The sequence below is a fragment of the Stenotrophomonas sp. CCNWLW57 genome (assembly GCF_037203925.1).
Taxonomy (GTDB): domain Bacteria; phylum Pseudomonadota; class Gammaproteobacteria; order Xanthomonadales; family Xanthomonadaceae; genus Stenotrophomonas; species Stenotrophomonas rhizophila_A.
In genome coordinates, this window is record NZ_JBBCBJ010000002.1 from 379,710 (window position 1) to 392,468 (window position 12,759).

Annotated in this window: 16 protein-coding genes; 9 read left to right on the forward strand and 7 right to left on the reverse strand. The window is 66.3% G+C overall.

What is annotated here, in order from left to right:
* The first annotated feature begins 33 nt into the window (after positions 1-33).
* The 3 genes from V9K91_RS06540 (at position 34) to dxs (ending at position 4,593) form a co-directional block, all read left to right on the forward strand.
* Complete coding sequence (locus V9K91_RS06540) at positions 34-1,824, forward strand: acyl-CoA dehydrogenase C-terminal domain-containing protein (RefSeq protein WP_068853320.1); 1,791 nt, start codon at positions 34-36, stop codon at positions 1,822-1,824.
* 95 nt (positions 1,825-1,919) lie between these two features.
* Positions 1,920-2,579, forward strand: a complete 660-nt coding sequence (locus V9K91_RS06545; RefSeq protein WP_068853322.1) for an HNH endonuclease — start codon at positions 1,920-1,922, stop codon at positions 2,577-2,579.
* 115 nt (positions 2,580-2,694) lie between these two features.
* Positions 2,695-4,593 (forward strand): 1-deoxy-D-xylulose-5-phosphate synthase, encoded by a 1,899-nt coding sequence (gene dxs / locus V9K91_RS06550; RefSeq protein WP_068853324.1) that lies wholly within the window; start codon positions 2,695-2,697, stop codon positions 4,591-4,593.
* A 30-nt stretch (positions 4,594-4,623) separates the two neighbouring features.
* Here the strand turns inward: dxs and V9K91_RS06555 are convergent, their stop codons facing one another.
* The 4 genes from V9K91_RS06555 to V9K91_RS06570 all read right to left on the reverse strand — a co-directional run bounded on the left by V9K91_RS06555 (position 4,624) and on the right by V9K91_RS06570 (position 7,635).
* Entirely contained in the window at positions 4,624-5,169 is a 546-nt protein-coding gene (locus V9K91_RS06555; protein ID WP_184126555.1) for a DUF3011 domain-containing protein, read from the reverse strand.
* A gap of 144 nt (positions 5,170-5,313) precedes the next feature.
* Positions 5,314-5,517 carry a hypothetical protein gene (locus V9K91_RS06560; protein ID WP_068853328.1) on the reverse strand — a complete coding sequence of 68 codons (204 nt, stop codon included), beginning with the start codon at positions 5,515-5,517 and terminating at the stop codon, positions 5,314-5,316.
* 112 nt (positions 5,518-5,629) lie between these two features.
* Positions 5,630-6,964 (reverse strand): HAMP domain-containing sensor histidine kinase, encoded by a 1,335-nt coding sequence (locus V9K91_RS06565; protein WP_249832835.1) that lies wholly within the window; start codon positions 6,962-6,964, stop codon positions 5,630-5,632.
* Positions 6,961-7,635 (reverse strand): response regulator transcription factor, encoded by a 675-nt coding sequence (locus tag V9K91_RS06570; protein WP_068853332.1) that lies wholly within the window; start codon positions 7,633-7,635, stop codon positions 6,961-6,963. The genes V9K91_RS06565 and V9K91_RS06570 overlap by 4 nt, the downstream gene beginning before the upstream one ends.
* 117 nt (positions 7,636-7,752) lie before the next feature.
* Between V9K91_RS06570 and V9K91_RS06575 the strand changes: the two genes are divergently transcribed.
* The 5 genes from V9K91_RS06575 to V9K91_RS06595 all read left to right on the forward strand — a co-directional run bounded on the left by V9K91_RS06575 (position 7,753) and on the right by V9K91_RS06595 (position 10,602).
* Entirely contained in the window at positions 7,753-8,529 is a 777-nt protein-coding gene (locus V9K91_RS06575; protein WP_095362849.1) for a MipA/OmpV family protein, read from the forward strand.
* Between the two features lie 2 nt (positions 8,530-8,531).
* Entirely contained in the window at positions 8,532-8,759 is a 228-nt protein-coding gene (locus V9K91_RS06580; protein WP_068853336.1) for a hypothetical protein, read from the forward strand.
* A complete protein-coding gene (locus tag V9K91_RS06585; RefSeq protein ID WP_141236189.1) occupies positions 8,756-9,178 on the forward strand; it encodes a hypothetical protein in 423 nt (140 codons plus the stop codon). The genes V9K91_RS06580 and V9K91_RS06585 overlap by 4 nt, the downstream gene beginning before the upstream one ends.
* 97 nt (positions 9,179-9,275) lie before the next feature.
* Positions 9,276-9,758: a hypothetical protein gene (locus tag V9K91_RS06590; RefSeq protein WP_095362850.1), complete on the forward strand. Its 483-nt coding sequence runs from the start codon at positions 9,276-9,278 to the stop codon at positions 9,756-9,758.
* Positions 9,759-9,831: 73 nt separating this feature from the next.
* Positions 9,832-10,602, forward strand: a complete 771-nt coding sequence (locus tag V9K91_RS06595; protein WP_095362851.1) for a transporter — start codon at positions 9,832-9,834, stop codon at positions 10,600-10,602.
* Between the two features lie 66 nt (positions 10,603-10,668).
* Here the strand turns inward: V9K91_RS06595 and V9K91_RS06600 are convergent, their stop codons facing one another.
* Positions 10,669-10,842: a DUF1328 domain-containing protein gene (locus V9K91_RS06600; protein ID WP_070207834.1), complete on the reverse strand. Its 174-nt coding sequence runs from the start codon at positions 10,840-10,842 to the stop codon at positions 10,669-10,671.
* A 283-nt stretch (positions 10,843-11,125) separates the two neighbouring features.
* Here V9K91_RS06600 and V9K91_RS06605 point away from each other — a divergent pair, with 283 nt between their 5' ends.
* Positions 11,126-11,257 carry a hypothetical protein gene (locus V9K91_RS06605; protein WP_255220457.1) on the forward strand — a complete coding sequence of 44 codons (132 nt, stop codon included), beginning with the start codon at positions 11,126-11,128 and terminating at the stop codon, positions 11,255-11,257.
* Between the two features lie 16 nt (positions 11,258-11,273).
* On the opposite strand, the gene V9K91_RS06610 is transcribed toward V9K91_RS06605, so the two are convergent.
* Together V9K91_RS06610 and V9K91_RS06615 are read right to left on the reverse strand one after the other, a co-directional pair.
* Positions 11,274-11,669: a response regulator gene (locus V9K91_RS06610; RefSeq protein WP_068853346.1), complete on the reverse strand. Its 396-nt coding sequence runs from the start codon at positions 11,667-11,669 to the stop codon at positions 11,274-11,276.
* Positions 11,666-12,670, reverse strand: a complete 1,005-nt coding sequence (locus tag V9K91_RS06615; protein ID WP_336443336.1) for an HWE histidine kinase domain-containing protein — start codon at positions 12,668-12,670, stop codon at positions 11,666-11,668. The genes V9K91_RS06610 and V9K91_RS06615 overlap by 4 nt, the downstream gene beginning before the upstream one ends.
* Positions 12,671-12,759 lie beyond the last annotated feature (89 nt).

The window sequence follows — 12,759 nt, forward strand, 5'->3', positions numbered from 1 at the left end:
CACCTGAATCCCGCATCTGATCGAGACCTGACGATGAGCAGCTACACCGCCCCGCTTTCCGATATCCGCTTCGCCCTGCATGACGTGTTGAAGGTGGAGCCGCTGTTTGCCCGCCTGGGTTTCGCCGATGCCACCACCGACGTGGTCGATGCGGTGCTGGAGGAAGCCGGCCGCTTCAGCACCAGCGTGCTGGCGCCGCTCAACAGCGTGGGCGATGAAATCGGCTGCGTGCTCGACCAGGCCAGCGGCGAAGTAACCACCCCGCCCGGCTTCAAGCAGGCTTACGCGCAGTTCGTCGATGGCGGCTGGACCGGCCTCACCGCTGCCCCCGAACTGGGCGGCCAGGGCCTGCCGCATACGCTGGGCGTGCCGCTCAACGAAATGATCAACGCCGCCAACCTGGCGTGGGGCAACTTCCCGCTGCTCTCGCATGGCGCCATTGAAGCGCTCAAGCAGCACGGCGAAGCCTGGCAGCAGGATGCGTTCCTCAAGCCGCTGATCGAAGGCCGCTGGACCGGCACCATGTGCCTGACCGAACCGCATTGCGGCACCGACCTGGGCCTGCTCAAGACCAAGGCCGAACCCAATGCCGATGGCAGCTATTCCATCACCGGCACCAAGATCTTCATCACCGCCGGCGAGCACGACCTCACCGACAACATCGTGCATCTGGTGCTGGCCAAGCTGCCCGACGCGCCGGCCGGTGCGAAGGGCATTTCGCTGTTCGTCACCCCGAAGTTCAAGGTCGACCGTGACGGCAACGTCGGCGAGCGCAACGCGCTGCGCTGCGGCTCGATCGAACACAAGATGGGCATCAAGGGCTCGGTCACCTGCGTGATGAACTTCGACGGCGCCGAAGGCTATTTGGTCGGCCAGCCGCACAAGGGCCTGCAGGCGATGTTTACCATGATGAACACCGCGCGCCTGGGCGTAGGCCTGCAGGGCATCGGCCTGTCCGAGCGCGCCTACCAGAACGCACTGAAGTACGCGCGTGAACGCCTGCAGTCGCGTTCGCTGAGCGGCCCGAAGAACCCGGACAAGCCGGCCGACCCGATCCTGGTCCACCCGGACGTGCGCCGCATGCTGCTCTCGATCAAGTCGCTGGTCGAAGGCAGCCGCCTGCTCGCGCTGCACGCGGCGACCCTGATCGACGTGGCCCACCACGCCGACGATGCCGGCGAACGCGAGCGCGCCGAGACCTTGGTGAGCTTCCTCACCCCGATCTCCAAGGCGTGCCAGACCGAATGGGGCATCGAGAACACCTACAACGCCCTGCAGTGCTTCGGTGGCCACGGCTACATCCACGAGCACGGCATGGAGCAGCTGGCCCGCGATGCACGCATCACCACGCTGTATGAAGGCACCACCGGCATCCAGGCGCTGGACCTGATCGGCCGCAAGACCGCCGCCAGCCAGGGCGCCGGGCTGAAGCTGATGCTGGCCGAGATCGAGGCCTTCGCCAAGGCCAACGAAGGCAACGAAGCGCTGGCCGAATTCATCGCCCCGCTGCGCGCCAAGGCCCAGGAATGGGGCCAGTTGACCATGGCGACGCTGCAGCGCGCGGCCACCAACCCGGACGAACTGGGCGCGGCCAGCTTCGATTACCTGTTCTATTCCGGCTACGTGGTGCTGGCGTACTGGTGGGCCCGCAGCGTGGCCGCCGCTGATGCGTCCGCGCAGAGCGAGGCCTTCAAGCAGGCCAAGCGCGAAACCGCCCGCTTCTACTTCGCCCGCATGCTGCCGCGCACGCTCAGCCATGCGGCAGCAATCCAGGCCGGCGCGGAATCGCTCATGGCCATGGAAGACGCCCGTTTCGGGGAGTGAAGGCCCGAACGCCCCCTTGTGATCAAGGGGGCGTGGGTAGGGACGCTCGCGCCTATACACAAACCGTAACCAATCCGGTATAAGCTGTTTTCCCGATGGAGACAGACACTACGAGCTTAGGTCTGATCGATACCGGAGCCTCGTCCGCCCCGGTCGCCGAGGTATCGCCGATCGTTTCCCTGCATCGGCCCGGCAGCGTCCGGTTATTGTCCCTGGACGCCCATGGGCGCGTACTGGACTGGATCAACTGGCAGGACGCCGCCTGCCTCTACTCGCGCGATGCCGTTGCCTGGACCCTGGGCGATCCCTGCCTGCACATCCACGGTGGTATCAACCGCTTGACCGGCCTGCAGAGCGGGGTTGACCTGCACCCGATCATCGCCGCGCGCGGCCACGCCCGTTCCCGTGCCATCGATCCCACCCCGAACCTGTCCAACCAGGCGCTGTTCGCGCGTGATGCGCATCTGTGCCTGTACTGCGGCCAACAGTTCCACCGCCCGCAGCTGACCCGCGACCACGTCATGCCGCTGTCCAAGGGCGGCCTGGACGTGTGGGAAAACGTGGTCAGCGCCTGCTTCCACTGCAACTCGCGCAAGAGCGACCGCACCCCGCAGCAGGCCGGCATGCCCTTGCTGGCCGTGCCTTACCGGCCCAGCTGGATCGAACACATGATCCTCTCCAACCGCAACATCCTGGCCGACCAGATGGCGTTCCTGAAGGCGCAGCTGCCCAAACGCTCCAAGCTCGCCGCCTGAACCTGCGACACGTTGTCGCAGGAAACCCTCACCTTTTGCTCACCGGCGGAGCGGTTTGCTTGCCCCACCCCGGTTTGGGGGCGAAAATAGGCGCTTGAGAAGAAGCGCGATAAAAATGATCGATTCCGCACGCTATCCCCGCCTGTCGCGCATCCAGAACCCGGATGACCTGCGCAGGTTCGAAGAATCCGAACTGCCCGCCATCGCGGATGAACTGCGTGCCTACCTGATCGAATCGGTCGGCAAGAGTGGCGGCCATTTCGGCGCAGGCCTGGGCGTGATCGAACTCACCGTGGCCCTGCACTACCTGTACCAGACCCCGGTCGACCAGCTGGTGTGGGACGTGGGCCACCAGACCTACCCGCACAAGATCCTGACCGGTCGCCGCGACGAGATCCACACCGTCAAGCAGAAGGACGGCGTGGCGCCGTTCCCCAAGCGCGAGGAAAGCGAGTACGACACCTTCGGGGTCGGCCATTCCTCCACCTCCATCTCGGCCGCGCTGGGCATGGCCATCGCGCGCCAGCTCGAGGGCGACGACCGCAAGGTGGTGGCGGTGATCGGCGATGGCGCGATGACCGCCGGCATGGCCTATGAGGCACTCAACCATGCCGGTGGCATGGAGCAGGAACCGAACCTGCTGGTGATCCTCAACGACAACAACATGTCGATCTCCGAAGCCGTGGGCGGGCTGACCAAGATGCTCGGCCGGGCCACCGGCAGCCGCACGCTCAATGCACTGCGCGAAGGCGGCAAGCGGATCCTGGGCGACAAGAAGAAATCGCCGTCGGCGCGCTTCGTCAAGCGCTGGGAAGAACACTGGAAGGGCATGTTCGTGCCGTCCACCTTCTTCGAGGAAATGGGCTTCCATTACACCGGCCCCATCGATGGCCACGACGTGCCTGCGCTGGTGGCCACGCTGAAGACGCTCAAGGGCCTGAAGGGCCTGAAGCTGCTGCACGTGATGACCACCAAGGGCAAGGGCTACGAGCGCGCCGAGGGTGACCAGATCGGTTACCACGCGGTGGGCCCGTTCGACCCGGACAAGGGCCTGATCGCCAAGGGCGGCGCCAAGAAGCCCACCTACACCGATGTGTTCAGCGACTGGCTGTGCGATGCCGCCGCCGCCGAACCGCGCCTGCTGGGCATCACCCCGGCCATGCGCGAAGGCTCTGGCCTGGTGCGTTTCAGCAAGGAATACCCGGAGCGCTACCACGACGTAGCCATTGCCGAGCAGCATGCGGTCACGCTGGCCGCCGGCATGGCCACCCAGGGCGCCAAGCCGGTGGTGGCGATCTACTCCACCTTCCTGCAACGCGCCTACGACCAGCTGGTGCATGACGTGGCCGTACAGAAGCTGGATGTGCTGTTCGCCATCGACCGCGCCGGCGTGGTCGGCCCGGACGGGGCCACCCATGCGGGCAACCTGGACCTGAGCTTCCTGCGCTGCGTGCCCCACATGGTGGTCATGGCCCCGGCCGACGAAGCCGAATGCCGGCAGATGCTCAGCACCGGCCTGCAGTACGACGGCCCGGCCGCCGTGCGCTACCCGCGTGGCAGCGGCACCGGCGTGGACGCCGGCAACGACCTGTCCACACTGGAGATCGGCAAGGCCGACCTGCGCGTGCAGGGCAGCCGCATCGCGCTGCTGGCGTTTGGCAGCACCGTGCCGGCAGCCGAAGCGGTGGGCCGCGAGCTGGGCCTGAGCGTGGTCAACATGCGTTTCATCAAGCCGCTGGACCGCGCGCTGCTGCTGGAGCTGGCCAAGACCCATCAGGGCTTTGTGACCATCGAAGACAACGTGGTGGCCGGTGGCGCCGGGTCCGGCGTGGCTGAGCTGCTCAATGCAGAAGACGTGCTGCGCCCGTTCCTGCACCTGGGCCTGCCGGACAGCTTCCAGCACCATGCCAGCCGCGAAGACCTGCTGGCCGAAGCGGGGATTGATGCTGCGGGTATCCGTGCCGCGGTGTTGAAGCGTTGGCCGAATCTGGGCAGCCAGGCGCTGAGCGCCTGACCCCAAATGCCGCGCGGGGGCGTTACGCCCTTACCGGATTTCGAATTCCGCGCGGCAACCGCCGTTGACCCAGACGCCATCGCGGTTCCAGCCCCAGGTGCGGCCTTCCACGCAGGCACTGCGTGAGGTCTGGCGGATCAGCCGGGCCTCGCGGCGGATGCTGACGTTGCAACGGCGCATGCGGTTGTCGTTGGAATCGCAGCTGATCACCTGCCCGCGCCCACCATTGCCCCAGCCACCGCCGTTGTTGCCCCAGCCGTTACCATTGCCATGCGAGGGCCGCCGGCCTTCGGCCACGAACTCCGCGCGGCACCCCCGGGTGACCCACACGCCGTTGCGTGCCTGGCCCCAGTTGTCGCCCTCGATGCACTGGGTTCCCGACAGCTGGCGCACCAGCCGCGCGCGGCCCTCAATCGGGCACTGCTGGGTGCGGCCCTTGATCGATTCGCAGCGCACCGGGCCATCGTTGTAGCCATCGTCACGGTAACGGTCGTACTGCTGCGCTTGGGCAGCAGCGCCTGCAGCCAGCAGCGCCGGCAGCAGCGCCCACACCCACTTGTGCGTTCCATTCGCCATCGCGTTGTTCCTCATGCCTGCCTCGATCCGTTTTGTGAATAGGCACAGGATCAGGCAAGCGAGGCCCTTCGCCTATAGGCCGAAGGTCGCTCATTTCAGGGTCGATTCAACTAGCCAACGCGCAGCTGACCGGTTCCGGCGGGCTCAGCCGTAGCGGACCACATCGACAAACGCGTCTTCCACTTCCACCCGCACGCCAACGCTGCGCCCGGTTTCCGCGTGTTGCTCACGGGCCAGGTTGTCGGCGAAATCGAAGGCCACCGCGCCTTCGGCGAAGGCGGCGGCTTCATTGCGGCTGGGGTCAAGAACGCACCAGCGGTGGTCAGCGTGCTTCACGGTAATGTTCATGGTGCACTCCGGGGGGGTTATCCCTGACCCGCACCATACGGGTGAAGCCGATACCGAACTATCGGATTAGTCTGATATTGGTATCCGCCCTATACCCGGCACCGCACTTTCCCTATACCACCGGCAAGGTCATCACAAACCGTGCACCGCCGCTGGCCGCCTCTTCGGCCACGATGCTGCCGCCGTGGCGCAGCATGATCTCGCGCGCCAGGTACAGCCCCAGCCCGCTGCCGCTGCCACTGGGGCGCAGCCGGTGGAACGGTTCGAAGATCGATTGCCGGGCCTGCTCGGGCACGCCATCGCCCTCGTCACTCACCGACAGCACCCCGCCCGCCTGCAGCTCCACCACCACCAGGCCACGGCCGCCGCCGTGGGCGATGGCGTTCTGCAGCAGCCCGCTGATCACCCGGTGCAGCGCATCGGGATCGCCCAGCACCCACACCGGCGCCTCCGGTGCCTCCACCGCGAATTCGTAGCCGGCATCGATCAGAAGTGGCGCCACATCGGCGGCCACCTCCCCGGTCAACGCGGCCAGGTCGATGCGCTGGTGCTGGCTGCGGTGGTGATCCAGCCGCTGCAGGTCCAGCAGCTGTTCGGCGATGTTGCTCAGCCGGCCCAGGTCGCGCTGCAGGCGCGAACGCACCTGCCCCGGCGGCAGGTCGGCAATGCGCGTGGCCAGGATCGCAATGGGCATGCGCAGCTCATGCGCCGCGCCCACCAGGAAGCGATCCTGCGCATCGTAGCTCTCGCCAATGCGCCGCACGGCTGCATTGAATGCATCCACCAGCGGCACGATCTCGCGCGGTACGGCATGGGTATCCAGGCCGCGCCCGCGTTCGGTGATCTGGATCGCCGCGGCCTGCGCCGCCACCCGGTTCACCCCGCGCAGCGAGCGATGAATTGCCCAGGGCGCCACCACCAGCGTGATCACGATCAGCGGCAGGGTGATCCAGCCGCCCAGGTAGCCGATCACCACCAGCATCTGCCGCCACAGGCCGCGATGCGGAATGCCGCCCAGCATCACGTGGATGCGGCCGCCATCGGGCTCGGTCACCCACACCCGCATCGCCAGCTCCACCCCGTGCGTGCGCGTGCGCACATCGGTGGGCTCCACGTGCTGCAGCTGTTGCACGAGTGGGCGGAACGCAGCCGGTACGTTGCCCTGCTCCAACGTCCGGCCCTGCTCATCGGCCGCGGCAAACCAGAACGTGGCCGGGCGGTCAGGTACCGCCTCGTTGACCGCATCCCAATCCACGCGCAGCGCATCGCCTTCCACATGGATCGCCTCGGCCACCGATTGGCTGGTTTTCCAGTCGATATACGCCGCACCGCGGTCGCCGTACATCAACACCATGCCGGTCAGGCCCACCGCCACCATGGTCATCTGGATCAGGCAGATCTTCCAGGCCAGGCTGAAGGACAGCGAGCCGGGTTTGAGGAATTTCATGCCGTTTCCTTGAGCAGGTAGCCAATGCCGCGCATCACGTGGATTTCCACCTGCGCATCGGCATCGGCCAGCGCGCGGCGCAGCTTGGAAACGTGTGCATCGAGCGCGTTGGACTGGATCTCATCATCGAAGCCATACACCGCTTCCTGCAGCGCCGCGCGCGCCACCGTGCGGCCTTGGCGCAGCGCCAGTGCTTCCAGCACCAGCAGCTGGCGGCGCGGCAGTGCCAGCAGCGCACCGGCCACGCTGGCTTGGCGTGCCACGAAATCAAACTGCAGCCGCCCCAGCGCCAGCACCGGCAGGGTGATCTGCGCCGGCCGCCGCGAAATCGCGCGGATCCGCGCCAGCAGCTCTTCCACTGCGAACGGTTTGGTCAGGTAATCGTCGGCGCCCACGTCCAGCCCGACCACGCGGTCGGCCACCGAATCGCGCGCGGTGAGCATGATCACCGGCAGGTTGGGAATGTGGCTGCGTGCCACCCGCACGAAATTGGCGCCATCGCCATCGGGCAGCTGCCGGTCCAGCAGCAGCACCTGGTGTACGCCCGATTTCAGCGCTTCGGCGGCCTGCGCCATCGACACCACCAGGTCCACCACCATGCCATGCCGGCCCAGGCTGGCCTGGATGGCGCCTGCCAGTTCGGGGTCGTCTTCAAGCAGCAGGATGCGCATGGCAATACGGGCAACAGGGGTGATGGGCGCCGATGGTACCGCGCTGGCCGGCGCAACGTTCCCACAATGTCCGGGGGACATCATGGGGGTTTGATCGTCCCCCCAGGAGCAGTACCCATGCAGATCGGTTCACGGAAGGCAGCAACGACAGGCATCGCCCTGCTGGGCCTGCTGGCCAGCGGCAGTGTGCTGGCCCAGGCCGCCCCCGGCGAAAGACCCCGCAGCAGCCTGGGATTGGCCGTGGTAGCGCAGAAATCTCCCTACGCCGGCTATGACACCGACGTGCTGCCCGTACCGGTCATCAATTACGAAGGCAGGAAGTTCCATTTCCGCGGCGGCAGCATCGGCTACACGCTGTTCGACAACGAGAAAACCGAAGTCTCGCTGCTGGCCCAGCCGCACGTGATGCGCTTCAAGCGCAAGGACACCGATGACCTGCAGCTGCGCCAGCTCGACAACCGCAACCTCTCGGCGATGGCCGGTGCCGCCGTGCGCCATACCGCACCGTGGGGCGTGCTGCAGGGCAACGTGCTGGCCGAAGTGAGCGGCCACGGCGGCGGCGTGGCGGCCGATGCCAAGTACGCCTACCCGATTCCAACCGGCAAGGTCGTGCTGATTCCCGGGGTGGGCGTGAACTATGCCAGCAGCGCGCTCAACGATTACTACTTCGGCATCAGTGCCGAGGAAGCGCAGCGCAGCGGCCTGGCCCGTTACAGGGCCGGCAGCGGCGTGGCGCCGTACATGGATGTCACCGCGCTGATGCCGCTGGGCGCGCACTGGACCGCCACCGCATCGCTGCGCCGCACCCTGCTTTCCAGCGCGGTGAAGGACAGCCCGATGACCCGGGGCGACCACATGGATACCGCGCTGCTGGCGCTCACTTACGGATTCTGACCATGCGCGAAGGCATCGTACGCCGTGTCGCCAACGTAGCGCTGCAGATCGAGCCGGACCGCACCCAGGTGCTGCAATGGATCCTGCATGCCCCACTGGCCGCCCTGGGCGGCCACACCACCTTCGAACTGGCCTGCAACGGCCAGGGCGAACGGGTGATTGAACTGCTGCATGGGGTGCTCGCGCAGGCGGGCACCACGCCGCCGCAACTACCGCAGGCCCCCACATGAGCCGACCTTTCCCGATGCTGAGCACTGAAGACCCTGCAGATGCACCGGCGCTGGTTGCCGCGCTGGTCTCGTTCGACCAGGCCGTACAGGCGCTGATCGAACAGGATCCGGATCGCCATGGACGCTTTTCCCGCGCCTATGTCACCGCGATTTTCCGTGCGTGCCTGCTGCCGCCCGAACCGGGTGCCGGTGTACCGCGCGGACGGCCGGATCCGGAAATCGCGCAGGCCCTGAAGCGGTGGATCCAGGAGCAGTTGCTGCGCCACCCCGGCGAAGGCGACGACCACCGCCTCACCGCCGCGCGCCGCGCCGCGCACGGCTTCTGGCTGCAGTCCATGGCGTGCCCGATCGACGATGACGGGCAGCCGCGTGCCGCCAGGTTGCTGGAAGGCCTGCTGGCGCTGACCCGCCCGGCGTAGTCCGCACGGTTGGGCAGTTTGCGACTTGTTGCGTTGAAAACCGGCGTGGGCGGGATCACTGTCCGGTTTCCCTTCCAGCGCAGCGGACGCACTGCCCATGCGAGTTCCTTCCGATATCCCACCGCCCCTCCCACCGCGCATTGAATCGCCCACCCCGCTCGCCGAGGCGGTCTGCGCCGATGCGCCGGGCTGGCAGGACGCCGCCGACGCGTTGGATGCGATGACGCCTTCGGCCGCGGACGACCACGACAGCGCGCACGACCATGAGCATGAAGAAGGCGGCAGGCGACAGGGCCTGCAGTGGTTTGATCCGGAAGAGGAAGAGCCCACCCCGCCGTTGGACCACGAGGTGGCACGCCGGCCGGAACTGAGCAATGGTTTCTGGGTGCTGCCCGATCCGCGCACGCCCCTGCCGCGCGTGCATGTGCAGGGCCGCAGCCCATTGGTCGCCGAACCCTCACGCGTCCTGTCGGCGGACCTGCCCGGCCAGCGCCACATGCGGCAAGGCCTCGATGACAGCGATGACGATGCTCGCCGTGAGAAAGACGCAGGCCAGGATGACGGCCGCGCTCCCGACTGACCGGCGCGACATCCTCACGGCGCGTTGCCGGCGCCTCGCTAGGCTGCAGCTGTTTCCAACAGCAGGTGTGGCGATGCGTGGTGTGATGGCGGTGGTGTTGCTGGCGCTGGCCGCGCCCGCGTGGGCGCAGCAGGACGATGCGGAAACACCGGCGTTCGACCGCCCGGGGTTGGGTTTCTCCGCCTCGGTGCTGCCGCGCGGCGGCGCCGCACTTGAACTGGGGCTGCCCAGCTACGAACGCGACCGCGATGACGACGGCACGCGCACCACGCAATACGGCACCGACCTGCTGCTGCGCGTAGGCCTGGGCGCCAACCTGGAACTGCAGGCGTTCGGCAGCCCTTGGAACCGCCTGCGCGAAGCCCCGCGCAATGCGCCCTCCACCACGACGCGTGGCGCAGGCGACAGCGGCCTGGCACTGAAGTTCGCTCTTCCCCTCGATTCGGACACCCATGCTGTCGCACTGCTGGCCAGCACCAGCTTCGATACCGGCTCACGCGACTTCGGCGAAGGCGGCACCCAGTACAACCTCGGCGCCAGCTACGAATACACCTTCAACGACCAGTGGAGCGGCGCGCTGTATGCCAATGCCACGCGCGGCGCGGGCGAGGACGAGTTCAGCTGGTCGCCCAGCCTCAGCCTGGCCGTAAGCGACACCGTGAGCACCTACATCGAGGCCGGTTTCACCCGCACCCACGGCGAATCCTCGACCTCGGTGGCCGGTGCAGGCGTGACGTGGATGGCGGCCCGACGCGTGCAGCTGGACGCGTCGTTCGACCTCGGTCTGGACAGCAACAGCCCCGATGTACAGGCGGGGCTGGGCGTTTCGTTCTATTTCGAGTGAACCAAAAAAGCCTGCGCATCGCTGCGCAGGCTTCTTCGGCGGTGTTGCACGTTACGACCCTGGGGGTCAGGTCACCTTCTTGGCGACCGTCATGCCCAGCAGGAACAGGACGACGGCGATGATGATGCCGGCCCAGAACAGGAACTTGGCCACGCCAATGGCGGCACCGCCAATGCCGGCGAAGCCGAGTGCGCCGGCGATGAGGCCGATGATGGCGAAGATGATGGCCCACTTGATCATGTTGTTCCTTTGCCCGGAATGCGGGTTGACTGACAGGACTCCACGCTAGCGATTGGCGCGTGCCGCAATAGTGAATGGGGCGCGTGAACGGCGTGAAATCGCTACCTCGCAGGTGAAGACGCCCGCTACGTATTCAGCCGCACTTGTAGGAATTTTCCGACGAACGGTAAAGAGCTTTTCGGACCCTGCCATCGCAAGTTATTGATTTTTAAGCTCGCTCACGCAGCCTCTCATCACCGCACTGAATGTGTGACCGTTGCCTCAATTTCACCGGCTGGTCACAATGCTGACGTCCCACTACGTCATCAATGCCATGCGCGCATTCGTCACCAAGCAGCATCCCGCCCTGCTCAAGGTCTACTTCGTGGCCTGCTACGTCGTGCTGATTGAAGAAGTGATTCGCGCCGTCGGCTGATTTCGCCGCGCCGTCATCACTGGCCCAGTGTGGGGCGATGGGCAGGCGCGTTGCCGCCACGCTTGCTTCCCTGCAGTTTTTCCAGCGCCTGCTGCAAGGCTGACATCCGGAACGGCTTCTGCAACCCGAACCGATGTTGGAACGCCAGCGGAAGGCTGGACCTGTCATAGCCGGTCAGGAACACGTACGGAATGCCGCGCGACTCCAGCGCCTCGGCGATCGGGAACGACTGCTTCCCGCCCAGATTGATGTCCAGCAGCGCCAGGTCAAAGGGCGTCTGCTCCACGATCCGCAGCGCCGCATCGACGGTGCCCACCGGGCCCACCACTTCGTAGCCCAGCGTCTCCAGCCCGTCCTCGACAAGCATCGCGATGAGCGATTCGTCTTCGACTACCAGGACGCGCGGGCTCACAGGTGCACCTGGACCGCGTCATCGCCGTGCGGTATCGATACCCGATAACGCAGGCCTTCGGGCTCGAACGTGAGCTCCACATCGCCGCCCAGATCATGCTTGAGGCCGCGCTCGAGCAACCGCGAGCCGAACCCGCGCTGCGCCGGCGGCTGCACCGGCGGGCCATCGCGCTCCTGCCACTCCAACTCGATCATGTCCTCCCCATCGACCTGACGCTGCCCCCACTCCACCCGCACACGGCCATCGGGCCCGGACAGCGCACCGTGCTTGACCGCGTTGGTGCCCAGCTCATGCAGCGCCATGGCCAGCGCCAGGGCACGGCGGGGATCGAGCCGAACGGGTTCGCCCTGGATATCGAAGCGCTGCCCGCCTTCGCCGTGCAGATCAGCCGTGGCCTGGACCAGATCGTGGATATCGGCGCTGTGCCAGTTTTCCCGGGTCAGCACATCGTGCGCTCCGGCCAAGGCCAGCAGGCGCTCTTCGATCTTCTCGCCAGCGTCGATGATGTTCTGCGCGTTGCGGAAGGTCTGGCGGGTGATGGACTGCACCATGGCCAGCGAGTTCTTGACCCGGTGGTTGAGCTCATTGATGAGCAGCTGCAGGTGCTGCTCGTGGCGCTTGCGCTCGGTCACATCGCGGGTGCTGCCGGCAATGGCCTCCACTTCGCCATCGGGACCAATCACCGGGGTAAAGATGTAGTCATAGATGCGCACGCCCTCGGTGGCGTGCGGAAACGGCACATCACCGCGGATGGGCTGCTTGGTGGCAATCACCCGATCGATTTCCGCATCGTGCATCGCCGCATGCCAGGGCTCGTAGCCGATCTCCAGGCAGGTCTTGCCCATCGCCTCATCCCAGGTCATGCCCCACATGTTCAGCAGCGCCTTGTTGGCGTAGATGAAGCGGTGCTCCAGGTCAAAGACGTAGGACAGATCCGGGGTTGCCTGCAGAAGGGCTTCGTAGATCCGCCACTTGGCGCTGTTGTCTTCCTGTTCCTGCAGCACGGGATAGAGCCCTGTTCATTTAGGGGAAGCATAGGGGCGGCCGCGTGAAAGTGGGATCACGTTAGCGCTTTGTGAGCGAAGGCGGC